Raw genomic sequence first — 23,215 nt, 5'->3', positions numbered from 1 at the left:
CCCACGCCCCCCTTCCCACCCGCCGCGAGTATCAGGTGCTGCGCACCCGGCACCAGGAGGCCCGCACTCAGAGCCGCTGCTGCTGAGCGGCTCCGGCCGAGGGCACGCGGCGGCGGAACGCCCTCGCGCCCCTCCGGCACGGCCGGAGGGGCGCCGCATTCAAGCCCCTGCCGTGCCGGGTCCGTTCATGCATGATGACGGGATGAATCAGAGCGGCCGGCGCTTCCACGTCATCGTGCTGTCGAACTTCGCCAAGGGCTTCGACAAGTACGCGTTCGCCTACGGCAAGGCGGGGATTCCGGAGAGCACCTTTCCCGACCGGTTCCACCTGCTGACGCGTGCGGAGCTGGGCATCGGCATCGGCAAAGCACGACGCCTGCTGGACCGGCTGGCCATCCCGGGCGACCGGCTGCTGGTGCTGGAAACCACGGTTGACCCCGACAAGCTGGTGCCCAACGTGTCGACCGGCCTCGGCATGGAACTCCACGAGGCCCGCATCCGGTTGTCGGCGGTCCACGAACTCGACCAGGAGGGCCACGAGTTCACTCTGCGCCCGACGACCGTCGAGGATGCGATGGCCGCCTCCCTGCACCTGCACGGATCGGCACTGCGTCGCTACGCCGACAGCCGACCGCGCTCGGTCTCGCTTCTGCCGGTCGCCTCCGCCTGCCAGGCCCGGTGTTCGTTCTGCTTCTCCTCGGCCTCCATCTCCAGCGACCAGGCGCCGGCACGGGTCCCGTGGGACGCGGTGAATCACTGGCTGGAGCGCGCCCGTGCTGCGGGCGCCGAGCGTGCGGTGATCACCGGCGGCGGGGAACCCACGCTCATACCGTTCGAACAACAGCTGCGCCTGGTGTCCGCGTGCTCGGCGGCCTTCCCGAAGATCGTCCTGATCACCAACGCGCACACCCTGGCGAAGGGCCCGCACGCCGACCGGGCCGACCGCCTCGCGGCCCTGAGCGGCGCGGGCCTGAACGTGCTCGCGGTCTCCCGGCACCACCACGACGACACCGTCAACGAGCGGCTGATGATGCTGCGCACGCCGGTCGGCTCCGTGATCGGCACCTGGCGCGAGGCACGTGACCGTCTGCCGGGGCTGCGGATGAGGCTGATCTGCGTGCTCCAGCACGGCGGCGTCGCCGACGCTGCCGAGGTCGCCGACTACCTTTCGTGGGCCGCGGCTCAAGGCGTCGAGGAAGTCTGCTTCAAGGAGCTCTACGTATCCACGAGCACCGAGTCGCTCTACTACGACCGCGCCGCCAACGTCTGGAGCCGAGAGCACCAGGTTTCGCTGTCCCTCGTCACCGGGTTCGCCGAGCAGCACGGCTTCGAACTCGCGAGCCGCCTGCCCTGGGGCGCGCCGGTCTACCAGGGCAGCTGGGACGGACAGCCCATGCGGATCGCCGCTTACACCGAACCCAGCTTGCTCTGGGAACGCACCCACGGGATCGCACGCAGCTGGAACGTCGTGGCCGACGGACGCTGCTACGCCTCCCTGGAAGACCGCGCCAGCGAGATCGTGCCGGAAGGCGCGACGGCATGAGGTTCGGCGAGTTCCAGCAACTCCGGCAGCGCCGACTCATCGCTTCCCCGTCGCTCCTGGACGCCGCCGAGACCAACGTCTACCGGGCGCTCGCTCCGCTGCGACCGGAACCGCCGACCGACCTGACCACGGTGCACCGGTGCGATCTCGCCCGCGCCTGGCTTCGGCGCTACCAGCTGCCGGAGGAGTGGTCCGGCCACGCCATGGTCGGTCGAGGGGTCCGGCACGGGCTCGGCGTGGTGTTCCACTGGCTGCGCTCCGTGCGGGCGCGGTTGTGGCTGCCCGGCGACGTGTACCCGGTCTACTTCGAGCTGGCCCGCGCCGCCGGCCTGGCGCCCGCGTCCTACCCGACGCTGCCGGCGCCTGCCCTGCCGAGGTCGCCGGCGGACCACCGGCCCGAATACCTGCTGCTCGCCAACCCCAGCAAGCCGCTCGGCCGATACCTGTCCGACGCCGAGTGCGCGGCGATGATCTCGTGGTTGCGGGAATCACCACATCGCCGCCTGCTGATCGACAGCGTCTACGACCTGGGTGCCCCCTTCGCCGCCGGTACACGGCGCATGCTGGACACCGGCAGTGCCGTCCTGCTGCATTCGGTCACCAAGGGATGGCTGTGGCCCCGCACGTTCGGCGTCGTCCTGCTGGGCCCGGCGCAAGCCGGCTTGGCCGAGGCGCTCCGGGCGGAACCGCCGACCGCGGCACAGTTGAGACTCGCCGACCGTCTGCTGACCGAGCACGGCGACGTGCCCCGGCAGGTCGCCGACGAACTGGCCGCACGGGCCGAGCGGCTCTTCGAACGGTTGCCGGACGAAGTCCTCGCAGCGATTCCCGCGGCGAGCCGGACTTGTCCCGGCAACTACTTCTTCCCCGTCGAGATCCCGGCGCAGATGCTCCGGCGCGAGTACGGCGTGCTCGCCATGCCCGTCGGCGTGTTCGGAGAGAGCAGATGGTCCGGCTCCATCCTGACCAGCCTCGCCGACGCATTCGGCCCGCACCGGCGGTGACATGCTGAAACCACCGGGCGCCGCCGACAGCCCCCACGGGGTCGCTGCTCAGCCGCCCACGGTGCTGCGGAAGTCGCGGACGGCGAAGGACAGCACCGGCTGACGCCGGGCGAGCACGGACAACGGCGCTTCCGGCGCGGTCGAGACGCGACCGCGGCCGAGCGACGGCCGTCCGCTGATCCGCATGGGCACGCGGCACTCCGTACCGTCGGGCAGCCGCTGGATCAGATGGGCGCGCGCGGGCAGCCGGAAGGGCAGCCGCAGCACGTCCTGGTACGTGAAGCGGACGGGCGGAGTGCCGTCGGCGGTCAGTTCAGCCCGGGTGCTCCGGCTGTCCGCGCGGAGCGTGAACACACCCTGCTCCTTCGGGATGCCCCACAGGGCGCGTCCCCCGGCCAGGGCCCGGTCGTCGTCGACCCAGGCGACGACGGTGCTGCCCGCGAGACGGTGCCCGTGCCGCACGGCCAGGGCGACGAGGAACTCGCGGTAGGCGAGGACGCCGCCGGGCCGGTAGTCGACCCAGAAGGTGACCAGGGTGGCGCGGCGCCGCACGACCCAGGGGCGGACACCGGTGGGCAGGGGCCAGGACGGCAGGTCGTCCGCCGGGACGCGCCACAGCGAGACGACCATGTCGCCGGTGAGGCGCCACGGAGAGGGAGGAAAGGGGACGGCTGGTCGTTCCACGGCGTGATGACCGACTTCCTCGGCTCGGACTCGTACGACCGATTGTTCCACCCGGGACGGCCGGGGCGGGCCTGCGGGGCGGCGCCACGGGCGCGTCCCGGTCGGCTCGACGAGACCGGGGCGTGTCCCTCAGCCGTTGTCTACCTGCTCTCCGGACCTTCCTCCGGCGCCGGTTCGCCGCCCGTCGGCATCGGGGCCGTGTCGTGGAAGCTGATCACCATGTATCCCTCCCCGTCCCCGGGCGGCCGGGTCCAGGAGCGGGTCACGAACGTGTGCAGCCGCCCGTTCACGATCGCATGACGCGGCAGACGGACACCGAACTCGCCCTCCACCGCTTCCAGCAGTGGCCGCTCCGCCTCGGAACCGTCCGCCCGCTCACCGAAGAACAGGCTCGGGTGCAGCGTCCGCGGTATCTCCCCGCTCTGCTCGATCTCCCCGTCCGCGTAGGTGAACGCGTACTGCTCGACACCGTCGCGCGCCACCGAAAGATGGAAGCACCGTTCCCGGTGCCCTGCTCTCAGGTCGCTCCACACCACCACCGCGCGGGTGCCCGCGCTCGCGCCCGCGGCGGGGGAGACGAGCCGCCGCCGGGCGAACGGCGCCGGACGGCCGTCGAACGCGAAGCTCCAGCCGGTGCCCGCCCGGCCGACCGCCATGAGAGCCCTGTCGTCGTAGGACGAGAATTCCCTCTTGCCGCGCAGCGAGCTGTGGTGCGCGTCCCAGGAGGTCATCGGGTGGTTCAGCACGGTGGCGTCCCCGTCCGTGAGACGCCCCGGCAGCTCTTCCGGCCCGACTCCCTCCACCAGGACGAACCGGTAGGACGTGCGGTTGTTGCCCGGGTCGGGTTCGGCGAGCCACGAAAGGCCGCCCGGATCGAGCCCCGCCGTCGGAACCGGTGCCTCGCCGGTCTGCCCGCCCCTGGGCGTGGACAGCAGCTCGCGGCCCCGCTCCGGGGTCAGCAGCGGCCCGAGCACGGGATCGGCCACCCACCCCAGCGGTGCCAGGTGGTCCGGCCCCAGTGGCTCCCAGAGAGGCACGGCATCGATCAGTGTCCGCCAAGCCGCGTCGGTGTCGCCCCACCGCGCCAGTTCCCGGGCCCTGTCGACCGCCTCCCCGAAGGGTCCGGCCGCCGTGTACCGGTACGTGCCGTTCCTCATCCGATCCAGCAGCGCGGAGGCCACGGACACCAGCTCGTCGTCAGCGCCGCGCAGATCGAACGTCAGGGTGGAGTCGTCCCGGTACGAGTGCGCCGCGTGCTCGGCGACCAGGAGAGGCAGCAGCTCGCCCGCGTACCGCGGATCCGCCGCCACACCCTCGAAGGACACCAGGTAGGTCTCTCCGAGCAGGCGCCGTATCTGGTCACCCAGCCCGGCCGCCCGCGGCCTGCCGTATTCCTTGGCCTCGTCCAACGCCTTCCCGGCCTGCTCCCAGCCGCCGCGCAGCGCCTCCAGCCGGGCCTCCTCCACCTGGGCGTCCAGCCGGCGCGTCGTGTCGTTGACGAACTCCGGTTCCCCGTCGCCCGGGTTCGCCCGCAGGCAGTGGAACTCCCGGTACATGTCCCTCATGAACGTACGGAAGTTCGCGTGCCGTTCGGGCGGCGCGGCGCGCCAGCTCGCCCATGTGTAGACGGCCCATTCACCGTTCTCGTCCATGTCGTCGGGATCCATGAGGACGTAGGTGGCGTCGGATTCGACGTCGAGCTGCAGCCCGCGCCGCCAGACGTCCGCCTCCCGCCGCTCCTCGGGCCCGGCGTCCTCGTCCAGGTACTCCTCGTACATGGCGCCGAGCCCCGACTCGTCGTTGTGCCAGCGCGCGTCCTCGGTCCCCGCCAGCAGCCACACGAAGCCGCCCGCGTGCCGCCATCCGTCACTGACCTCGAGGAACTCCCGGTACGACGGGGGCATCCGCCGGCCGAGGCGCGCCTCCATGGCAGCGATCCGCCCCTGCGAGGCGGGTGGGAAACCCAGCCACCGTGCCCGCCGCGCGGCCTCGTCGTCCTCGCTCCGCGTCTCATCGTCGGCCGCTAAGGAATCCGCCCACTCCTCGCTCCATCTGAGCAGGAACGACCGCCAGTCGAATGCCGTGGTGTCCGTCATGGGTCCGATGCTGCCACCCACCACTGACAACGCGTCACTGCTCGGCGGAGCCACCGGACTCAGCCTGAGGCGGTGCCCGGGGACCACACGCCGAACCACTGCTCGGCGCCGTACTCCTCGAACCGCTCCACCTCGGCGAACCCCAACGTCACCGCGAGGCGCATCCCACGGACGTTGGCGCTCCGCGTGCACAGCACCACCGGCTCGCCGGGGGACGTGTCGGCGAACCAGTCGAGCACGGCGGCACACGCCTCGGCGGCATAGCCGCGCCCCCACGCCTCCGGCAGGAACATGTAGCCCAGCTCGGCCTCCCCGCCACCCGGCCGGACGTGACCCGGGCGCTCGGCGTCACGCCGATCAAGCGTGACCATTCCGATCATGGTTCCGTCGCGTTCGACCACGAAGAGGCCGGGGCGCCTCCCGGGCACCTCGGGCACCGCGCGCTCGAGCTCCGCACGCGGCCGGGAGCCGCCGACGTAGGTGCCCACCTCCGGTGATGCGAACAGCTCGATGAACGCGGCACGGTCCCGGGCCTCGGACGCGCGAAGCACGAGCCGTTCGGTCCTCGACGGGGCAGGTGGCCAGGTGCCGCTTCCGAGATCAGCCATGGCGGGCAACTTATCGCGACGCCCGAGTCCCGACGGCAGGCGTGCCGGACCTCAACGCCGCGCCAACGCCAGCACGCTCAGGCCGAACATCAGGACGCCCAGGGGGAGATGGAGCGACGGGACGTGTGCGATGCCCAGGATCACCTGGACCGAGGCGAGTACGAGGAAACCCGACGCGTGCCGGACAGGCCGGGGAGAGCCGCCGCCCGGCTTCCACGCCAGCACCGCGGCGAGCAGGTACAGCATCGACGCCCCGTACATCACCCGGGCTCCGACACTGTGCAGCACCTCTCCGTAGGACGAGGTCAGCAGCAGGCCGGCGGAGACAGCCTGGAGGAAGATGGTCAACGTCTGCAGAACGATCGCGACATGAAGGAACGTGGAGCCGCGCTGCGCCGTCGCCGTCACCTGAGTGGCCATGTCCAGTCCTCTCTTCCGCCGTCGGGCGGTAGATCGATAAGGTCTCACCAGCCCGACGACGCGAGGCAGCAACAGGTAAGGCGAGGGGGTCGCCGCGAGCATGGGGGCAGCCGGGGCCGGCGCGGACGACATAGCGGGCGAGCATCGCCAACTGGTCAACGTCCTGGAGTCGATGACGCCCGCCGAGCGGGTGGCGTTCGTCCTGCACGACGTCTTCCGTTACCCGTTCGCCGAGATCGCGGACATCCTCGGCCGAACTCCCGCCGCCTGCAAGCAACTCGCTGCCTCCGCCCGGCGGCGGGTGGGCGGCGCGCACCCCCGGGCTGCGGCGACCGGCCAGGCCGACGTGGTGCGGCACGTGAAGGAGGCGTGGGAGAGCAAGGACATCGCGGCCCTCGTCCGCGTCCTCAACCCGGCCGCCGTGATGACCGCCGACGGCGGCGGCAACGTCGGTACCGTCCTGCGCCCGGTCGAGGGCGGCGCGCGCATCGCCCAGTACATGGTCGCCATGGCCGACAAGGCCCCGGGGCTCGAACTCCTGGAACGGTCCGTCAACGGTATGCCGGGCCTGGTGGCCCAGCGTGCCGGCGTCGTCATGACCGTGGCCGCGTTCGAGGTCGACGACGGTCGCGTCACCCGCATCTGGGCGGTCCGCAACCCGGAGAAACTCCGGCCGTGGGCCCGGGAGTCGGGAAAGCCCGTGACAGACCCGCACACGGAAGCGGCGCGATAGGGTCATGCGCATGCAAAACACACGCTCCACTGCGCCGACGGGCTTCAGGTAGCCCGCCAGGAGATCCCTGGCGGTGGCTGCGAACGGAGCCCCGTGACCCGCACCGCCCACCACATCCGCCCTCCGCACAGCCGGCGTGCCTACGACAACTCCTCGGGCAAGCCCTGGCGTTCCGTCGTCCTCCACGACCTCAGGTACAGCGCACACAGCATCGCCCAAGCCGCACGGGAGTCCAGAAGGCCACGGCCCGACAAGGTCCGCCGCGCCGTGGACGTCTACTCCTTCGCCCGATACCGGCGGGACGCGTCCGTGGCCCAGTGGTCCGCAGTCGAGGAACGCCGCGCACGGCAGCGGCTGCGAACCCAAGTGGGGACGCTTCTCGCACTGGTGAACACCGCCGCCGGTGAACTCGCCCTCGACGCCGCGGAGATGGTGGACATACCGCCGACCCGCCATCGGCGCGGCGCGCTCTGGCTCGCGTAGCGACCGCCTGGAGAGCGACGAGGTCCTGCCTCACGCCGGCGGATGACCGAGCCGCTCACAACGACCCGGGCGCCGTCATCCAGCGCCACTGGGTGAACTGCTCCAGGCTGGCGGTGCCGCCGATGCGGGAGGCGTTGCCCGAGAGGCCCATGCCGCCGAAGGGCGCGTTCGCGGCGTCCTTCGCGGAGACGTCGTTGATGTGCACCATGCCCGTGCGCAACCGCTGCGCGAGGGCGGTCGCCCGGGGTGCGGACCGGGAGTGAACGGCGGCGGTCAAGCCGTACTCCGTGTCATTGGCGATCTCCACGGCCTCGTCCTCGCCGCGGAACGGGATGACGGGAGCGACAGGTCCGAAAACCTCCTCGTGGAAGACCGGCATGGACCGGTCGACGCGGTCCAGCACGGTGGGCGGGTAGAAGAGCCCCTCGCGGCTGCCGCCGGTCAGCGCGCGTGCTCCGGCGGCCACGCTCTCGTCCACGATCCGTTCGATCCGAGCCACCTGCCGCTCGCTGATCACCGGACCGAGCGCGATCCCCTCGACGCGGGGGTCGCCGACCGGCAGCGCCTGCGCCCGCCGGACGAGCGCCTCGGTGTACGCCTCGACGACATCCGCATGGACCACATGGCGTCCCGCGGCGACGCAGGCCTGGCCCTGGTAGCCGAACGAACTCATGGCACCCGCCGCGGCGGCCGCCTCCACGTCCGCGTCTTCCAGCACGACGATCGAGTTCTTGCCGCCGAGCTCCAGTGCCACGCGCTTGAGCCCTTCGCCGGCGATCCGGGCCACCTCACGCCCCACCGCCGTGGAGCCGGTGAACGACACCATCGCGACATGCCGGTCGGCGGCGACCGCACGCCCGGTCGCCGCGCCACCGGGAAGGACGTGCAGCACGCCCTCGGGCAGCCCGGCCTCCCGGAACAGCTCCGCGACCAGCACACCGCCGGACACCGGAGTCAGGGGGTCGGGCTTGAGCAGCACCGCGTTGCCGAGGGCCAGAGCCGGCGCCAGCGCCCGCATCGCGAACAGCAGCGGCGCGTTCCACGGGGTGATCACCCCGACGACTCCCAGCGGTACCCGCCACGCCAGACTCGTCCCACCGGGCGCCCGCGCTGCGAGGACCTCGCCCAGGGGCTGCGACGCGAGCCCGATCGCGTGCTGGAGCTGGTCGAGGCCGGCCGTGATCTCGTAGTCGGCCTTGGCGGGGACGCCCCCCGACTCCCGGACGATCCATTCGCGGACGACCCCGCTGTGCTCCCGCAGGGCGAGACCGGCTCGCATCAGCACGTCGGCCCGTCCGGACGCCCCGGCAGCCGCCCATGGGGGCGCGGCCCGGGCCGCGCGGGCACCGGCCCGCTCGACATCGGCGGGAGAGGCCACGCCCACCTGCGCCAGTGGCTCGCCGGTGGCCGGTTCGATCACCGGGCTGGTGCCGCCCTCGGCGGACCGCCAGCCCTCGCTGTAGATCTTCCCGGTCCACTCGGTCGCGTCCGGCCAGGTCCGTTCGCCGTCGACTGGCATGGTCACGACCTCCGCCCCGGCCGTCGGATGCTCCCACGCGGCCCCTCAGCGTTCCTGGCCATTCAACCCGGGACGGAGCTATCTGTCATTCTTGGGACATATCTGATTGAAGCAGTAAGAATGTCGAGCGGGTGAGGCGGGTTGAGGCTCCATGGCGAGATCTGCGTCCGTCCCGGGCGAAGGCAGCGGGGCACCGCCCAAGGCCCTCGTCGACGAGGCCGCCACCGCGAAGGCCCTGGTGGACGGGCACGGCATCGTCACCGGATGGAGCGAGGGAGCACGCCGGCTGCTCGGCTACCGGGCAGCGGAGGTGATCGGCCGGCCCGGTTCGGCACTGCTCGCCGACGGACCCCCGCCGGAAACCCTGAGCTCCCTGCTCACGCTCCCCAGGTGGAGTGGACGGGCGACGCTGCTGCACCGCGAGGGACACGTCCTCACCGTGAACCTCCTGGCTCACCTCCGGCAGGACGGGGACGGCCACGGAGAGTGGCTGCTGCTCACAGCGGTCGGCCACTCCGGGGTGAGCCCCGAGGACGACGCGTTCCTCAGGCGGAGCTTCACCCAGTCCACCTGCACGACGGCGCTGTACGACACCGGTTTGCGGCTGGTCAGGGCCAACGCGGACATGGAACGGGTGATCGGCCTGCCCGAGGAGGCGATGCGCGGACTACGGGTCTCGGAGATCGTGCACCACCCGCAGGCCGACCACACCGAAGCGGCCATGCGACGCGCCCTGGACACCGGTGAGCGGCAGGACCTCCAGGTCTCGCTGCAGCTCGCGGGCCATGAACGCCCCAGCGTGTGGACCGTGTCCCTCGCCCCGGTACGGGCCGGCGACGGCCATACCCAGGGGGTGCTGCTCTCGGCGCACGACATGACCGAGCAGCACGTGGCCCGGCAGCGGCTGGTCCTGCTGAACGAGGCCAGCCTGCGCATCGGCAGCACACTCGATCTCGTCCGCACCGCGCAGGAACTCGCCGACGTGGCCGTACCCCGCCTCGCCGACTTCGTCACCGTTGACCTGCTGCCGTCCATCGACGACGGCGACGACCCGCCCGCCGGCTCCCCGCACGGTCCCGTGCGGCTGCGCCGCGTCGCCCACCAGTCGGTTCTCGAAGGCTGTCCCGAGGCCGTCGTCCCGAACGGCACCGTGGCCGTCTACCCGGACAAGTCGGCGGCGGCCGAGTGCCTGGCCGCCGGCCGGCCGCTGATCCAGCGGATCACCGGCGAGGCCATGGCGGATGTGCTCCGCCAGACCCCTGAGCGGGGGGAGCGGATGCGGCGGTTCGGGTTCCACTCGGTCCTGGCCGTGCCGATGCGAGCGCGCGGCCTCACCCTCGGAGTGGCCACCTTCTCCCGGCACCGCAACCCGGAACCCTTCGATCAGGACGACCTGCTGCTCGGCCAGGAGATCACCGACAGAGCCGGCCTCTGCATCGACAACGCCCGCCGGTACAGCCGGGAGCGCGCCACCTCGCTCACCCTGCAGAGCAGCCTCCTGCCGCAACGCCTGCCCGAACAGTCGGCCCTCGACGTCGCCTCCCGCTACCTGCCCGCCACCACGCGAGCCGGAGTGGGCGGGGACTGGTTCGACGTCATCCCGCTGTCCGGGGCCCGTGTCGCGCTGGTCGTCGGCGATGTCGTCGGGCACGGCATCCAGGCCTCGGCGACCATGGGACGGCTGCGGACCGCCGTGCGGACCCTCGCCGACGTCGACCTCCCTCCCGACGAGCTGCTCACCCACCTGGACGATCTCGTCAGCCACCTGGCCGCGGGCGCCGACAGCACCGGCGACATCGGCGCCACCTGCCTGTACGCCGTCTACGACCCGGTCTCCCGACACTGCTCCCTGGCACGGGCCGGGCATCCCGTCCCGGCGCTGCTGACCCCGGACGGCCAGGCGGAGTTCCTCGACGTCCCCTCGGGGCTCCCCCTCGGGCTCGGCGGTCTGCCCTTCGAGGTCCTCGAACGGGAGCTGCCCGTGGGCAGCGTGCTCGCGCTCTACACCGACGGTCTCCTCGAGGCCGGGTCCCGTGACGTCGACGACGGCATGGACGCGTTCCTCGGGATCCTGCGGACCTCCGACGCCTCACTCGAGGGCACGTGCGAAGCGGTCCTGCGGGCCATGCTTCCGGAACGGCCGGCCGACGACGTGGCCCTGCTCGTGGCCCGCACCCGCGCCCTCGACACCTCCCACGTGGCGTCCTGGGACGTACCGGCCGACACCGCCGCCGTCGCCGTGGCCCGCAAGAACGCGTGCCGGCAACTGGTCGAATGGGGCCTCGACGCGTGCGTGTTCGTCACCGAACTGGTGGTCAGCGAGCTGGTCACCAACGCCATCCGGCACGCCGAGCCCCCCATCGAGCTGCGGCTGATCTACGACCGGACCCTCATCTGCGAGGTCTCGGACGGCAGCACCACCGCCCCGCACATGCGACGGGCCCGCACCTACGACGAGGGCGGCCGGGGGCTGCTCCTGGTGGCCCAGACCTGCCAGGGCTGGGGCGCCCGGCACACCACGAACGGCAAGGTCATCTGGGCGGAGCAGACACTCCCCGATGTCTGAGGAAACCCCGAGTCAGCCGAGCTGCTCGGCGAGTCCCACGACGATCCCCTCGGGCCCGCGGACGTAGCAGAGCCGATAGATGTTCTCGAACTGCACGATCTCGCCGACCACTTCGGCACCATGGGCTCGCAGGCGGGCGACGATGTCCTCGATGTCGTCGACGGCGAACATGACGCGACGCAGACCGAGCGTGTTCGCCGGAGCGTCCTTCGGCTCGGGGGCGATGGCCGCCGGCCGGTGGAACTTCGCCGGCTCCACCCGCCCGGGGCCGTCCGGGACCCGCAGCATGGCGATGTCCTGCCCGACGCCCTCGAGCCCGATGACACGCTCCGCGCCGCGCCATTCGAGTGACGGGGCTGACGACTCAGTGGGTGTCGAGGGCGGTGGCAGGAGCCGATTCGTCGCCGGGAATGCCGGCGATGTCCTCGACCTTGAAGAGACGGGCGATCGGCACATCGGTGGAGCTGTGGGCGATGATCGAGAAGGCGATGCACACGGCGATGAGGGTGAACGCCTCCTGGCCCTGCGGGATCCCGGCCTGGAGCACCAGCAGCCCGTACACCACGGAGGCGAAGCCCTTCGGCCCGAACCAGGCGGCGACCAGCTTCTCCTGCCGGGTGAAGCGGGTGCCGACCAGGGACAGCAGCAGCGAGGCCGGCCTGATGAGCACGATCGCGAGCACGACGGTGACGTAGCCGCCGAAGGACAGGTCGCCGAACAACTGCGGCGTCAGGAGCGCCCCGAACACCAGCAGCGCGGCGAACTTGGCCAGCTCGGCCAGCATCTCGCCGAGCGGTTCGAACGCCTCCTTCGCCTCCAGCGACCGCGCGGTGAGCACCGCGCCCGCGGAGAACGCGGCGAGGTAGGGGTTGGCATGCGTGAGGTGGCACAGGGCGTACAGGATCACGCCGATGGCCAGGGGCAGCAGCGGCTGCAGCTTGGGCTCGGCGCCCAGCAGCCTGAACCGTACGAGCTCGATCACCACGAAGGGCAGGACCACGCCGAAGACGAGGCCGAGCACCAGCTCCAGCGCGATCTTCCCGAGCGACGCCTCCGCGTGCCCGGAGGTCGGCCCGGCCGCGGCGATGAGGATGAGGACCACAGGCAGGGCCAGCCCGTCGTTGATGCCGCTCTCCACATTGAGCAACTGCCGCAGCTTCGAGGGAACTTCCTTACGGCCGACGATGGCGGAGGCGAACACGGGGTCGGTGGGCGCGAGCACGGCACCGACCAGGAAGGACGTCGTCCAGTCCAGCCCCACCAGGAAGTGGGTGATCAGTGCCATGCCGACGAACGCCAGCGGCATGCCGAGCCCGAGCGCACGGGCCGGATTGCGCCAGTTCTCCCGCAGCTTGGGGAAGGAGACGTGCATGCCGTCGGTGAGCAACACCGCGAACAGTGCCAGGTCGGCCGTGACGGACACGATCCCGCTGTCCGGTGTGATGTGGATCAGTCCAAGGAACCCGTCACTGACGAGGGCCCCGCCGACGAGGAAGAGGAAAGACGTGGACAGCACGGTCCGGGCGGCGAGCCCCGACAACAGCACCGCTATGAGCAGCGCCACCCCGAAGACCACGATGAGCACCATGAGCAGAACCCCGATCGGCGAAGAGAGTTGTCCTCCAACCGCCGACCAGACTTCCCGGCACACCGCTGGGAACCTTACACGTCCTTGACGCGGCATTGACATGCTCTTGGCGGGCACTCTGACGCGCCGTTGGTTGCCGGGTTCCGGAAGGACGAGGCTCCTTCACCCGATGGGCGCGGTCGGTGCCGGCTCGACGGCGGTGGACCCGGGGCTGGTCGTGGGGACGGCCTCCGGCGCCTCCTCCACTTCTTGGACCGTTCCGCCACCCGGCTCGTCGTTCGGTGTGCCCGCCACGGTGGACAGCAGTGACCAAGCCCCGAGGGCCAGACCGATGGCCGCGACCGTCGCGGTCACGCGGCCCGCACGGCGGAGTCTGGCGGGGCCGTCGAGCTCTCGCCAAGTCGGCCCGGGGCCTTCGGGCTGCCACAGGTCACCCACGGCATCTGCCCTGTGCCCCGACGGTGCGTGATCCGGATGCCGGCCAGGCGAGTTCTGTCGGCCGACGGCGAATCGGCCAGATGGACAGGCCGGTGCCCGTTCCTGTGCGGAGGGCTCCTTGGGGGCGGACGCGCGGATGGCGCGCTCGTTGTCCGCCAGGAACTTCAGCCAGACATCGCCGGCGCGGGACGGAGTGGCATCCGGGTCTTCCGGTGTCCCTTGTCTGTCCGGTTCTGGGGTGGTCACGTCCCCTTTTCCTCCTCGGAAGGGCAGCATGGACGGCGACCGCCGCGTCCTGCAGGGGGCCGGCCGACGGCCGGAAGGTTGTCCTGTGCCGATCGGCCGTCGACCGTCCCTTGATACCCGATATTTGCACAGAGCAAAATATGATCGCCAGTGCTCTTGGGTGACGTTTCGGTATCACGAGCGGCTGTGCGTGTCCCGGCCGCCCTCACCGGAGGCGTCGAGTCGCACGAAGGGAATGGCCTGTCCTGCCTCGCGGAAGGACGCCTCACCGCCGTCAGCGGGGACTCCCACGAACCCGCACAGCCGACGGGCGGCGCGTGGGTGTCTGCGCGCGTCGCCGGCCATCTCGGCACCCTCCTCGGAGGACAGGAAGTGCGCGGTGACCGCGTGCGAGCGGATCCCGAACCGGATCAGGGTCTTGGGCTGGCGCGCAAGTTGAGATACCAGACGGCCCGCTGGCCGAAGCCGGAAGCAACCGCCCAACCGGGCTCCGCGCGGTCGTACGACACGACATCGAGGGCCGTCATGCGGTCGCGGCCGGTGAGGGGGCCTGTCGCGGAGGGTACTTTTGCATAGTCTAAAGGTAGGGGGAGGGGCGCCTGCGGGAGACCGGCGGCTCTCGACAGCCGCGACATCGCAGGAGTGCCGCATGACCGACCGGAAGCCGCCGTCGAGCTGGACGCTGCTGTCCTGTACGCCGATCCTGGTGATGTCGGTGGTCGCGGTGACGGACATCGTGGCAGGGCCCGGTGTCGGGTTCCTGCCGCTGGTCTCTCTCGGGCCCGCCTTCGCCGGGTTGGTCGGAGGGTGGCGCCGTACGGCCTGGTTCGGGCTCGCGGCACTCGTGCTGTGCGTCGCGCTCGGGCTGTACGACGGGCTGTTCGACGGGCGCCGTGGCTACACCGCGCTGGCCTCGGTGGCTGGTGTCACGGGTGTGGGTGTCGCGGCCGCGGTGATGCGCTCACACCGGGAGGCGGAGCTGGCCAGCATGCGGTCGATCGCGGAGGTCGCCCAGCGGGTACTTCTGCGGCCCGTACCGTTGACCGCGGGGCCGCTGCAGGCGGCGGTGTCGTACACATCGGCGGTCGCCGAGGCCAGGATCGGAGGGGACCTGTACGAGGTGGTGGCCTCCCCGCACGGTGTGCGGGTCATCGTGGGAGACGTTCAGGGCAAAGGCTTGGCCGCGGTGGAGACGGCGGCGGTGGTGCTGGGTGCCTTCCGGGAGGCGGCGTACGACGAGGCCGATCTGTCGGGGCTCGGCGAGCGCTTGGAGCGCAGCGTCGCCCGGGAGCTGGAGGGGGAGAAGTTCGTCACCGCGATCCTCGCCGAGATCGGCACGGGGCACGAGGCGGTCTTCCTCAACTACGGGCATCCGGCCCCAATGATCGTGCGCCGGGACGGCACGGTCGACTTCCCGCAACCGCCTTCCTTCGCGCTGCCGTTGGGTCTCGGGGGACACGGGGGCGAGGGCCCGAAACCGTATCGGGTGGGCTTCGCCCCGGGTGAGCAGCTTCTGCTGTACACCGACGGCGTCACCGAGGCCCGCGACGAGGGCGGCCGCTTCTATCCCGTCGGTGAGCGGACGCACCTGCTGAAGGGCCCCGACGCGCACCAGGCGCTGGAGGCCTTGCGGGAGGATCTCGCCCAGCACTCCGTCGGACCGCCGCACGATGACGCGGCGATGTTGCTGCTCCGCTATCTCGGCCATGAGGGGGGAGAGTCCGTTCCTGGCAGAAGAGTGAACAGGGACTGCGGCACGGTAGAAAGGACTCATGTCAGAGAGTGAGAGCCCTGCGGGGGCCATGGAAGATGTCGACGCCGTGACCCGCGCGGTGCTGACCGCGTCACGGTTGCTGGTGGCGGTCTCCGCCCGCTCACTCGCCGAGGTGGAGGACCGGGTGACGCTGCCGCAGTTCCGGATGCTGGTGGTGCTGTCCTCCCGGGGAGCCACCAAGCTGGTCGCGCTCGCCGAACTTCTCCAGGTCGCGCCGTCCACCGCCATGCGGATGGTCGACCGCCTCATCGCCGCGGGGCTCGCCGACCGGAAGTCCAACCCGGCCAACCGGCGAGAGACCTTGCTCCAGCTCACCGAGGAGGGGCGGCGCACGGTCGAGGACGTCACCGGGCGGCGCCGCGCCGAGATCGCCGCGATCGTGGAGCGGCTCACCCCCACGCAGCGCCTCGCCCTGATCGAGGCTCTCGGCGCTTTCAACGATGCTGGGGCAGAGCCTCCCGCCCCGACGCTGGACGACACGGAACCGCACCCACTGGGCTGGGCGGTGGACGCCCCGTTGGGCCACGACACGTAGCCCTGGGAAGGCCAGTGCACCCGGGCGCGCTTTTCTCTGTCCATCCTCTTTTGCATAATGCAAGGGAGCGGGAGGAGGCGGTCCTGCCCACCCTGATCGGGCGCGCTGGGTCGACGCCCCACCGAAGCAGGGAAGATCGGCTACCGCGGCGCAAGGACCACTGACGCGGGATGAACTCCGGGAGGGGAGACGCTTATGCGCCGACGCCGTCGCCCGGTGGCCGCGCCGGAGCCGGGCCTGATGGAGTATCTGCGGTCCACGGTATGGGGCCCGGCCGAGTTCGTCGGCATGCCGCCGCGGTGGCTGGCCGTGGAAGGGCTCCTCGCGGGATGTGTGGCGGTGACGATGATCACCGGCACCGTCGTGGCCGGTGCTTGGTACGGGATTCCCGGGCTGGCAACCGGCGAGGGTGGTCTGGTGTGCGCTGCCGCCCTCGCGCTCTACCTGCGCGCGGTACGGGCGGGGCGGGCACTGATCGGCATCGTCGCGGTGCTCGGCGTCTGCCTCGCGTTTCAGGCGCCGCAGCCGGCCGTGGGCTGGGTGCTGGCGGAGCGGGGACGCGTGGAGTCGGTGGTAGTCACATCCGTCGACGGAGGACCGAGAGCCCCCTCCGGTCGTGGCCGCTACCTCTGCTCGGTGACCGACCGGGACGGAGTGCCGCTGGAGGTCCGCATCTGGCGGGGCTGCGGGCAGACCACCAGGCCGGGTGACACGCTCACCGTCGTGTACGACTCGAAGGGACGGGTACCACCGCGGGGGGTGGACGGCGGCGTTTCCCGGCCGGTTCTCTTCGGCGAGCTGGGTGGCTGGGCCGTCGCGCTCGTCGCCGCGTGCGTGGTCGCGGTCGTACGCTCCTGCCGACTCTCACACACCGAGCCTGACGCATCGCCCAGTCCCTGATCAGGTCCTTGACGGCGTGTCACAGCCGTCGTCTCTCGCGGCGTGCCGCTCCCGCGAGGCTGGGCACGGGCCCTGTGGCAGAGCAGACTCCTTGCCCGAGGTCCATCGGCGCATGGAGGGGGAGGTGCCTGTGGTTCCGACCGGCCGGGAGCAGGCCGCCCAGAGATGTCGAGCCTTCATGTGCCCGACCTGCGCCTCCTCGCAGCGACGGCACGTTGTCGCGCACACGCGGCAGTGGTCGTACTGGGTGTGCGATCCGCCGACTCCTAGACACCGCATTTTTCACGGCCACCCTCGTCGTCGACGCCCGCGCCATGCCCACGCCTTCGGTCATTCGTGCAGTCCCAGCCGCTGATGCTGCTGCTTCGTCGACGGCATCGTGACGTACTTTTCGACGCGCACCGCTGGCTGCTCTGACAGACGGAACACCGGAGGCCGTGCCGCCACCCAGCGGGCGGCGGCACTCGCTCATCCCGATGCCGGGGGCGGAGTGGGTGCACTCGGGGCGTTCGTCTGGAGGTCCTCCAGTCCCTTGGGGATGTCCAGGGTCAAGATCGGCGATCCGGGTTGCGGCGGCGGCGGCGTGGTCTGTTCCTTCGGCATCTTGGGCGGGCTGGTCTGCTGCAGGTTCACCTGCTCGTGATTGACCAGCCCCGTCTTCTCCAGGACGGTGATGTGGTCGAGCACCGTGTCGTTGGCCTGGTCGGCGAGCTGGCGCACCAGGGTGTTCCTGGTGTTGGCTCGGATCTTGGCGATGACGGGGAAGATCTGGCCGTGGGTGACGCGCATGATGTTCACCGCGAGGGAGTCGAACTCCTTGCCCGTGCTGGCGTCCACGGTTGCCACGAACTGCTGTTGCTGGGGGGATGCCTGGTTGGGCAGGGTGATGTTCAGCTCCGGGGCGATCCTTCGGCAGGTGATGTCGAGCCGGCCGTGGCCGACGACCAGGTGCTCACCGGCTTCCTTCATCTCCGGTGACGTGCCGCGCTTCATCGCCAGCAGACCTAGGGGATGTTCCCAGAGTCCGGCCGCACGCACCTTGGCCACGAAGTCCCGGTCGGCCTCGGTGAGGGGCCCGTAAGGGGTGTTGGCGATGATCCGGTCCTGCGAGTTGGCCGTGTTCTCCACCCCGAGCATCGCGGGGTAGGCCAGCGCGGTGATCGTCAGTCCCAGAGCGCCGAATGTGAAGATGCTGCCTGCCTTGACGCGGGATATGCCCATGGTGCCTCCAGATGTAGAGCGACTCGTGCACCAGGAGGTACGCACGACCGGCGGAGAAGCTTCATTGCATCGAGCAAAATTTGCATGGGGTGCGATTCGTGGCCGGGGCCGGTGCCATTCCGGCCGAGACCTGCGGCCGTATCGTCCGAGCGCCTTGGTCTGGTTTCGGCTCCTGGGGTGACGGGCGCGCGACCTTGCTCTGATCGAATGGCTCTGGTCGCACTCGGGCAGTGGCCCCGCTGCGGCGCAGACGGTCCTCGGTGGCGTGGGTCCTTTGCCTTGTGCAAGGATGTGCTGGTGGCGGGCCTCATCCTGCCTGGTGTGCCGGGAAGTCTGGTCGGCGTCCAACAAGGACGTGCCTCATCCCGGAGACCGGCGATGCCACCACCCGAGCCCGCCCCGCACGACGAGACCGCGACCAGCGGGCCGTCCCGTGACGACCGCGCTCCGCATGAACCAGCAGGGCACCACGGCAAGTCGAGGCTTGCGGTCCGGCCCGAGATCGGCGAGCGCTTCCCTCCCGTGCTGGAACTGCGCCTCGAAGGAGAACTCGACACCGATACATCCGCCGGGTTGCGTGAGAGCCTGTCCGTGACGGCTGCCCGCTCGGCTGGCGGCTTGCTCATACTGAACCTGTCAGCTGTCACCTTCTGTGATGTCGCGAGCCTCTACACCCTCCTGAGTATTCGACAGACTCTGCCCCTGGCCGGCATCGACGTGGTGTTCACCGAGCCCAGCGCCGTCACACGTGCTGCTGCGCGGAAGGCCGGCTTGACGGGGGCACTGGCACTACCGCAAGCCACCGGTCGGGTACCGCCGCGGCCTCATCCCTGATGCCCTGCGCTTCAGCCCGGCACCCGTCCGCCGGAGCGGTACGGCGGGGTTGCTTGTTGTCACGCGGCCGAGGGCGCGTGACAACAAGCACCCCCGCCGCGCCCTCGTCTGGCCGATGGCGGCTACACCGGCAGCCTCGTCGAGCACTGCCTCACCATGCTCGTGATGGTCCTGGGACACCGAACACCTGCCGTACCCCGATGGCGTCTGCGACGCCGCGGTGTGGGAGTGCGCCCTGTGCGCCTTCCCCGGCAGGACGCGCGCCGCGGCCGAGTTCGCCCGCGTCCTGAGGCCCGGCGGCAGCCTCGGCATCACCGACGTCACCGTCGACCCGACCCGGCTTCCGCCCGGGCTCACCGGCCTCGGGTGCCCGGATCGCCTGCATCGCCGACGCACGTCCGTTGGAGAGCACCCCGAAGACTGGCCGGGGCTGGCCTGCGCACGCTGCGTACCGAACGCCACGACCAGGCGATGCTGCGGATGATCGACCAGATCGAGACCCGGCGGAACGTACTGCGGATCACTGCAGCGGCCCGTCTCGCCGAGGCCGATCTCACCGTGGCCCCCGCCGTCCTGGAGACGGCCCGCGCGGCGGTGGAGGACGACGTGTTGGGGTACGCCTTGCCGATCGCTGACAAGGACTCGCGGGGCGTCCGATCGAAGGGCTCCTCGCGCGCCCTGGGCGGGCGGGGCTCCTCAGGGCCCGTCTGGGACAGATGTGTCATGCAGACGGCGTGCCTGGGCGTCGTAGTCGCGCAGGATGTGTCTGAGCTGCTCCAGCGACTCGGCGGGGATGTCGGAGGGAGAGGACTCGGCCACGAATCGGGCGGCGGCCACGAGCGCCGCGAACTCGAAGGGGTGAGCGGTCGCGCTCAGGATGCCGGGCCGGGCCCACTCCAGGTGCATGGTCAGCCCTTCGATGCCAGGTAGTCCTTGATCTGCCCCAGCTCCTTCTCGAAGTCGTCGTAGTCCTCACGAATGCCGTTGAGGTAGGCGCTCCAGCCGAGGCTGTTCTTCGCGTAATGGACGGCTTCCTGGATCTCCTCGTCCGTGGCCCCGAACAGCTTCGCGGCCTCGATGTGGAAAAGCGTGCAGTAACGGCACTTCGTCTCCGAGTGCAACGCGATCCCGATCAGCTCCTTGTACTTGTTCGGGATCAGCGTCTCGCCGAGTTCGATCTTCTTGAAGATCTCCCACTCGTAATCCAGCAGGTCATCGGGGATGCGGGAGAAGAAGTGGGGCACAAGGCCCAGGGTCTCCTTGATCTCCGCCTCGACCTCGCTGCGCGTGCGGCCCGCCATGGCGACACTCCTCTCGGCCCTGCGAAACAAACACCCCTCCTTCCACGCTAGAGCCGGCCGAGGGCAGCGGCGACTCCTGCCTGCGCCGCCCTTCCACGTCACTTGGGCAGCAGGCTCGCCGCGAAGTCGTGCCCCTGGTCGATCCAGGCGGCCAGGACCTCGTCCTCGGACAGGGCGGAGGAGGCCACGACCACCCAGCCGCGCATCGGGCGCCCGGTGATGTCGAAGGGCCGCGTCCCGGGCCGCTCCAGGGCGGCCTCGGTGGCGTGGGGGCCGACCCGAACCATCAGCTCGTCCCCGGTCACCCCGACCGCCATGTTGCCCTCGTACAAGAACGCCAGCCCGCCGAACATCCGCTTCTCCGTGAAGCCGGAATCCGCACCCAGCCGGGCCCGGATGCGTTCCGCCAGTCCTTCGTCGTACGCCATGACCGCCCTCACCCTCCCGCTCGGCGGCTCACCTGCCGCTCCAGATCCTGGAGGTCCTTGACCAGCGACGAGCGCACCTTGCGCCCCATCATCGGCCCTGCCAGCCGATACAGGCCAGAGGCGTCGCCGCGCACCCGGATCCGCGCGAGCGTGCCGCCTCCCGGGAGCGCGTCGAAGGTGTAGGTCACGTGCATCGGCAGCGGGCCGGCCACCGAGACCATGTCCAGCAGCCTCGGGGGCTCGAACGCGGTGACCCGCAGGACGTAGTCGATCCGTTTGCTCAGGAAGTACGCCGTCCGCGTCACCTCTGCCCCGACCCCGAAACCGCCCGCATCCGCCTGCCGCGTCAGCTGTGCCGTGCGGATGCCCTGGGTCCACTCGGCATCGTGGCGCCAGTCCATCGCGTACGCCGCCACCTGCTCACACGGCAGCGGGATCACCCGCTCCACGCTCTCGTCGATACCCATCCGATGCCCTCTTCCCCGGCGACAGTTCCATGGACCCATCCAGGGCGGCCGGCGGCAAGTGGACGCCGCACGGGACTACCGGCGCGTAGGCAAGGGCGGTCACATACCGGCCCCCACCAGCCGATCTAGCGTCGACGGAAGCAGGAGAACCGTTGTAACCCAGCATGCCTGGCTTTGAGGCCCTTCTGTACACCCACTGGTGGACATGCTGAGCATCGCGGCAACTTCGGAGGTGCCCATGAGGGCGGGCTCGGGGTTGTCGCTGGGTTGAGGCACCGAACGGCTTGTGTTCCGGCCCGAGTCTCGGGCCGAGTTGGCGCCCGCCGCGTGTCCCAAGAGGCGAAGGCGAAGGTGCTGATCGGGACGTCAGTCGGGAGTCCCGCAGCTTGACGGGCCAGGTCCTGCTCACTTCGGATCGATCCCATCGCACCCCTGCCCGCTCCACTGCACATTCCTTTGGAAAATGCCAAAGCGTTCACCTGCGCCGAGCACCCACCGTAGTCTCGTGCTCACGTTCGCGGGAACGGCCGTGCAGGGGGAGGGGGTTCGGCGTGCCCGGAATCGACGAGAGTCTGCTCGAGGCCATGCGGTTGCCAGGTGCTCGGGGGGCGTCGGTGGTCGACTGGATCAGTGGTCTTGCGCTGGGCGCGGTGGGTGACGCACCCGGTGGTGACGCGGAGGCGACGGCGGCGGAAACCGCCGAACTCGCCCGGCTCGCCACCGAGAGCGGCGTCCTCGCCCTCACCGGCGGCGGTGACGACACGGGTGGGACCACCGGCGGCGGCCCCGGCGGGCCGTCCGACAAGGAGCCTCCCGTACAGGACCTGATCATCACGAACGCCGACTCGTACCACCTGCTCAGGTTCGTCACCACGACCTTCGACAGCACCGTGTTCGTCCACTTATGGCTCGACCGCGGCGAAGGGAACCTGGCCCTGGCCCGCATACGGCTGGCCGAGATGGCGGACCGGCTGGTGCTCGGATGAGCATATCGACCCCGACGCTGCGCACGGACGAGTCCGCCTCGGTCCTGCTCGGCACGCTCGCCGCACAAGGCGCCACCGGTGCCCTGTCCACCGAGACGGGCATCGTCTACCTCGCCGCGGGACACGTCGTCCACGCGGAATCCGCCGTCACGCCCGATCTCGGAGACCTGCTCACCCACAGCGGTGCGCTCGCCCCGGACGGCTGGTGGGAGGCGATCGACCAGGCAGGCCGCCGCTGCCGTGTCGGGCGGCAGCTGGTGGACAGCGGCCACCTCGCCGCCGGCGCGCTGGAACTGTGCCACCTGGGCGCCCTCTTCGACGCGGCGTACTTCGTCCTCGCCCACGACGGGCCGGCGCTCCGGTTCCGCCCCGGAGCCGCGCACTGGCTCGGCGCGGTCCGGTCCGTGCCGGTGGACACCGTCCTGCGTGAGTCCAGACGCCGCCGCGAACTGCTGCACCGCATATGGCCGGAACCCGCCGTCGACCGGGCACCGCTCGCCCGGGTGCCCGGGCCGGACGCCACGGATCTGCCGGCCCGCCGCGGCCGGACCCTCGCCCAGGTCGACGGTGTCCGCACCGCCGCCCAGATCGCGACGGTCCTCGCCTGCCGCACCTTCCACACCCTCGTGGAACTCCGCCGCCTGGCCGCCGCCGGGCTGGTGGCCCCCGTGGCCCCGCTGATACCCGGTCCCTCACCAGCCCCGTCCACGGCCCCGGCGTCCGCCCCCGCCACCGTGTCCGCCGAGCCGGGGCCCGCCCCCCGTCCCCTGGCATCGGACGAGCCCGAAACCGCACTGCTGCGACGGCTCCTGCACGCCTTGGAGGCACTGTGATCCGCGCG

24 protein-coding genes and 2 pseudogenes are annotated in these 23,215 nt (G+C 70.8%); 12 read left to right on the top strand and 14 right to left on the bottom strand.

Annotated elements, in window-relative coordinates:
- The first annotated feature begins 202 nt into the window (after positions 1–202).
- Positions 203–1,543, top strand: coding sequence for a radical SAM protein (locus K4G64_RS01715; protein WP_260459837.1), 1,341 nt, complete (start codon positions 203–205; stop codon positions 1,541–1,543).
- Positions 1,540–2,547: an aminotransferase class I/II-fold pyridoxal phosphate-dependent enzyme gene (locus K4G64_RS01710; RefSeq protein WP_221754225.1), complete on the top strand. Its 1,008-nt coding sequence runs from the start codon at positions 1,540–1,542 to the stop codon at positions 2,545–2,547. Before K4G64_RS01715 ends, K4G64_RS01710 begins: the two co-directional genes overlap by 4 nt.
- A gap of 48 nt (positions 2,548–2,595) precedes the next feature.
- Here K4G64_RS01710 and K4G64_RS01705 read toward each other — a convergent pair whose 3' ends face one another.
- The 4 genes from K4G64_RS01705 to K4G64_RS01690 form a co-directional block, all read right to left on the bottom strand.
- Positions 2,596–3,231, bottom strand: a complete 636-nt coding sequence (locus K4G64_RS01705; protein WP_221754224.1) for an acetoacetate decarboxylase family protein — start codon at positions 3,229–3,231, stop codon at positions 2,596–2,598.
- Between the two features lie 140 nt (positions 3,232–3,371).
- Positions 3,372–5,327: an SMI1/KNR4 family protein gene (locus K4G64_RS01700; protein ID WP_260459836.1), complete on the bottom strand. Its 1,956-nt coding sequence runs from the start codon at positions 5,325–5,327 to the stop codon at positions 3,372–3,374.
- Positions 5,328–5,386: 59 nt separating this feature from the next.
- The gene (locus K4G64_RS01695; protein ID WP_221754223.1) at positions 5,387–5,935 is read right to left on the bottom strand and encodes a GNAT family N-acetyltransferase; all 549 of its coding nucleotides are present in this window, start codon (positions 5,933–5,935) and stop codon (positions 5,387–5,389) included.
- Positions 5,936–5,986: 51 nt separating this feature from the next.
- Positions 5,987–6,355 (bottom strand): hypothetical protein, encoded by a 369-nt coding sequence (locus K4G64_RS01690; protein ID WP_221754222.1) that lies wholly within the window; start codon positions 6,353–6,355, stop codon positions 5,987–5,989.
- A gap of 157 nt (positions 6,356–6,512) precedes the next feature.
- Here K4G64_RS01690 and K4G64_RS01685 point away from each other — a divergent pair.
- Together K4G64_RS01685 and K4G64_RS01680 are read left to right on the top strand one after the other, a co-directional pair.
- Positions 6,513–7,088: pseudogene (locus K4G64_RS01685) on the top strand (sigma factor-like helix-turn-helix DNA-binding protein); the annotation flags it as partial.
- Between the two features lie 93 nt (positions 7,089–7,181).
- Entirely contained in the window at positions 7,182–7,571 is a 390-nt protein-coding gene (locus K4G64_RS01680; RefSeq protein WP_260459835.1) for a hypothetical protein, read from the top strand.
- A 55-nt stretch (positions 7,572–7,626) separates the two neighbouring features.
- On the opposite strand, the gene K4G64_RS01675 is transcribed toward K4G64_RS01680, so the two are convergent.
- Positions 7,627–9,090, bottom strand: coding sequence for an aldehyde dehydrogenase family protein (locus K4G64_RS01675; RefSeq protein WP_221754221.1), 1,464 nt, complete (start codon positions 9,088–9,090; stop codon positions 7,627–7,629).
- Between the two features lie 151 nt (positions 9,091–9,241).
- On the opposite strand from K4G64_RS01675, the gene K4G64_RS01670 reads away from it, so the two are divergent.
- Complete coding sequence (locus K4G64_RS01670) at positions 9,242–11,656, top strand: SpoIIE family protein phosphatase (protein WP_221754220.1); 2,415 nt, start codon at positions 9,242–9,244, stop codon at positions 11,654–11,656.
- A gap of 12 nt (positions 11,657–11,668) precedes the next feature.
- On the opposite strand, the pseudogene K4G64_RS01665 reads toward K4G64_RS01670, so the two are convergent.
- The 4 genes and pseudogenes from K4G64_RS01665 to K4G64_RS39745 form a co-directional block, all read right to left on the bottom strand.
- Positions 11,669–11,989: pseudogene (locus K4G64_RS01665) on the bottom strand (VOC family protein); the annotation flags it as partial.
- Between the two features lie 31 nt (positions 11,990–12,020).
- Entirely contained in the window at positions 12,021–13,244 is a 1,224-nt protein-coding gene (locus tag K4G64_RS01660) for a sodium:proton antiporter (protein WP_221754218.1), read from the bottom strand.
- Positions 13,245–13,406: 162 nt separating this feature from the next.
- The gene (locus K4G64_RS39750; protein ID WP_260459834.1) at positions 13,407–13,598 is read right to left on the bottom strand and encodes a hypothetical protein; all 192 of its coding nucleotides are present in this window, start codon (positions 13,596–13,598) and stop codon (positions 13,407–13,409) included.
- 504 nt (positions 13,599–14,102) lie between these two features.
- Positions 14,103–14,273: a hypothetical protein gene (locus tag K4G64_RS39745; protein ID WP_260459833.1), complete on the bottom strand. Its 171-nt coding sequence runs from the start codon at positions 14,271–14,273 to the stop codon at positions 14,103–14,105.
- Positions 14,274–14,577: 304 nt separating this feature from the next.
- Between K4G64_RS39745 and K4G64_RS01645 the strand changes: the two genes are divergently transcribed.
- From K4G64_RS01645 to K4G64_RS01635, 3 genes are all read left to right on the top strand, one after another.
- Positions 14,578–15,714 (top strand): PP2C family protein-serine/threonine phosphatase, encoded by a 1,137-nt coding sequence (locus tag K4G64_RS01645; protein WP_221754216.1) that lies wholly within the window; start codon positions 14,578–14,580, stop codon positions 15,712–15,714.
- Positions 15,701–16,237 carry a MarR family winged helix-turn-helix transcriptional regulator gene (locus tag K4G64_RS01640; protein ID WP_221754215.1) on the top strand — a complete coding sequence of 179 codons (537 nt, stop codon included), beginning with the start codon at positions 15,701–15,703 and terminating at the stop codon, positions 16,235–16,237. Before K4G64_RS01645 ends, K4G64_RS01640 begins: the two co-directional genes overlap by 14 nt.
- A 195-nt stretch (positions 16,238–16,432) precedes the next feature.
- The gene (locus K4G64_RS01635; RefSeq protein ID WP_260459832.1) at positions 16,433–17,137 is read left to right on the top strand and encodes a hypothetical protein; all 705 of its coding nucleotides are present in this window, start codon (positions 16,433–16,435) and stop codon (positions 17,135–17,137) included.
- 468 nt (positions 17,138–17,605) lie between these two features.
- Here the strand turns inward: K4G64_RS01635 and K4G64_RS01630 are convergent, their stop codons facing one another.
- Positions 17,606–18,358, bottom strand: a complete 753-nt coding sequence (locus tag K4G64_RS01630; RefSeq protein ID WP_221754214.1) for a DUF4142 domain-containing protein — start codon at positions 18,356–18,358, stop codon at positions 17,606–17,608.
- Between the two features lie 378 nt (positions 18,359–18,736).
- Between K4G64_RS01630 and K4G64_RS01625 the strand changes: the two genes are divergently transcribed.
- Positions 18,737–19,192 (top strand): STAS domain-containing protein, encoded by a 456-nt coding sequence (locus tag K4G64_RS01625; protein ID WP_221754212.1) that lies wholly within the window; start codon positions 18,737–18,739, stop codon positions 19,190–19,192.
- A gap of 220 nt (positions 19,193–19,412) precedes the next feature.
- Positions 19,413–19,676, top strand: a complete 264-nt coding sequence (locus K4G64_RS39740) for a hypothetical protein (RefSeq protein WP_308122184.1) — start codon at positions 19,413–19,415, stop codon at positions 19,674–19,676.
- A 212-nt stretch (positions 19,677–19,888) separates the two neighbouring features.
- Here the strand turns inward: K4G64_RS39740 and K4G64_RS39735 are convergent, their stop codons facing one another.
- From K4G64_RS39735 to K4G64_RS01605, 4 genes are all read right to left on the bottom strand, one after another.
- Positions 19,889–20,098, bottom strand: a complete 210-nt coding sequence (locus K4G64_RS39735) for a hypothetical protein (RefSeq protein ID WP_260459831.1) — start codon at positions 20,096–20,098, stop codon at positions 19,889–19,891.
- A 2-nt stretch (positions 20,099–20,100) separates the two neighbouring features.
- Positions 20,101–20,493 (bottom strand): carboxymuconolactone decarboxylase family protein, encoded by a 393-nt coding sequence (locus K4G64_RS01615; protein WP_221754211.1) that lies wholly within the window; start codon positions 20,491–20,493, stop codon positions 20,101–20,103.
- Positions 20,494–20,591: 98 nt separating this feature from the next.
- Positions 20,592–20,921, bottom strand: coding sequence for a TfoX/Sxy family protein (locus K4G64_RS01610; protein WP_221754210.1), 330 nt, complete (start codon positions 20,919–20,921; stop codon positions 20,592–20,594).
- Between the two features lie 8 nt (positions 20,922–20,929).
- Positions 20,930–21,388 carry an SRPBCC family protein gene (locus tag K4G64_RS01605; RefSeq protein ID WP_221754209.1) on the bottom strand — a complete coding sequence of 153 codons (459 nt, stop codon included), beginning with the start codon at positions 21,386–21,388 and terminating at the stop codon, positions 20,930–20,932.
- Between the two features lie 551 nt (positions 21,389–21,939).
- Here K4G64_RS01605 and K4G64_RS01600 point away from each other — a divergent pair.
- Together K4G64_RS01600 and K4G64_RS01595 are read left to right on the top strand one after the other, a co-directional pair.
- Positions 21,940–22,374, top strand: coding sequence for a hypothetical protein (locus K4G64_RS01600; RefSeq protein WP_221754208.1), 435 nt, complete (start codon positions 21,940–21,942; stop codon positions 22,372–22,374).
- Positions 22,371–23,207, top strand: coding sequence for a hypothetical protein (locus tag K4G64_RS01595; protein ID WP_221754207.1), 837 nt, complete (start codon positions 22,371–22,373; stop codon positions 23,205–23,207). Before K4G64_RS01600 ends, K4G64_RS01595 begins: the two co-directional genes overlap by 4 nt.
- Positions 23,208–23,215: the final 8 nt, after the last annotated feature.

The organism is Streptomyces sp. WAC04114, assembly GCF_019733245.1.
Taxonomy (GTDB): domain Bacteria; phylum Actinomycetota; class Actinomycetes; order Streptomycetales; family Streptomycetaceae; genus Streptomyces; species Streptomyces massasporeus_A.
Note: the sequence above shows the minus strand (reverse complement) of the source record. Positions and strands in the feature narration are given on the sequence as shown.

Bases quoted from the DNA above. Each gene is read 5' to 3' on its own strand.
- K4G64_RS01715 (WP_260459837.1), top strand. From the start codon at position 203: ATGAATCAGAGCGGCCGGCGCTTCCACGTCATCGTGCTGTCGAACTTC.
- K4G64_RS01710 (WP_221754225.1), top strand. From the start codon at position 1,540: ATGAGGTTCGGCGAGTTCCAGCAACTCCGGCAGCGCCGACTCATCGCT.
- K4G64_RS01700 (WP_260459836.1), bottom strand. From the start codon at position 5,327: ATGACGGACACCACGGCATTCGACTGGCGGTCGTTCCTGCTCAGATGG.
- K4G64_RS01695 (WP_221754223.1), bottom strand. From the start codon at position 5,935: ATGGCTGATCTCGGAAGCGGCACCTGGCCACCTGCCCCGTCGAGGACC.
- K4G64_RS01690 (WP_221754222.1), bottom strand. From the start codon at position 6,355: ATGGCCACTCAGGTGACGGCGACGGCGCAGCGCGGCTCCACGTTCCTT.
- K4G64_RS01675 (WP_221754221.1), bottom strand. From the start codon at position 9,090: ATGCCAGTCGACGGCGAACGGACCTGGCCGGACGCGACCGAGTGGACC.
- K4G64_RS01670 (WP_221754220.1), top strand. From the start codon at position 9,242: ATGGCGAGATCTGCGTCCGTCCCGGGCGAAGGCAGCGGGGCACCGCCC.
- K4G64_RS01660 (WP_221754218.1), bottom strand. From the start codon at position 13,244: ATGGTGCTCATCGTGGTCTTCGGGGTGGCGCTGCTCATAGCGGTGCTG.
- K4G64_RS39745 (WP_260459833.1), bottom strand. From the start codon at position 14,273: ATGGCCGGCGACGCGCGCAGACACCCACGCGCCGCCCGTCGGCTGTGC.
- K4G64_RS01645 (WP_221754216.1), top strand. From the start codon at position 14,578: ATGACCGACCGGAAGCCGCCGTCGAGCTGGACGCTGCTGTCCTGTACG.
- K4G64_RS01640 (WP_221754215.1), top strand. From the start codon at position 15,701: ATGTCAGAGAGTGAGAGCCCTGCGGGGGCCATGGAAGATGTCGACGCC.
- K4G64_RS01635 (WP_260459832.1), top strand. From the start codon at position 16,433: ATGCGCCGACGCCGTCGCCCGGTGGCCGCGCCGGAGCCGGGCCTGATG.
- K4G64_RS01630 (WP_221754214.1), bottom strand. From the start codon at position 18,358: ATGGGCATATCCCGCGTCAAGGCAGGCAGCATCTTCACATTCGGCGCT.
- K4G64_RS01625 (WP_221754212.1), top strand. From the start codon at position 18,737: ATGCCACCACCCGAGCCCGCCCCGCACGACGAGACCGCGACCAGCGGG.
- K4G64_RS39735 (WP_260459831.1), bottom strand. From the start codon at position 20,098: ATGCACCTGGAGTGGGCCCGGCCCGGCATCCTGAGCGCGACCGCTCAC.
- K4G64_RS01615 (WP_221754211.1), bottom strand. From the start codon at position 20,493: ATGGCGGGCCGCACGCGCAGCGAGGTCGAGGCGGAGATCAAGGAGACC.
- K4G64_RS01610 (WP_221754210.1), bottom strand. From the start codon at position 20,921: ATGGCGTACGACGAAGGACTGGCGGAACGCATCCGGGCCCGGCTGGGT.
- K4G64_RS01605 (WP_221754209.1), bottom strand. From the start codon at position 21,388: ATGGGTATCGACGAGAGCGTGGAGCGGGTGATCCCGCTGCCGTGTGAG.
- K4G64_RS01595 (WP_221754207.1), top strand. From the start codon at position 22,371: ATGAGCATATCGACCCCGACGCTGCGCACGGACGAGTCCGCCTCGGTC.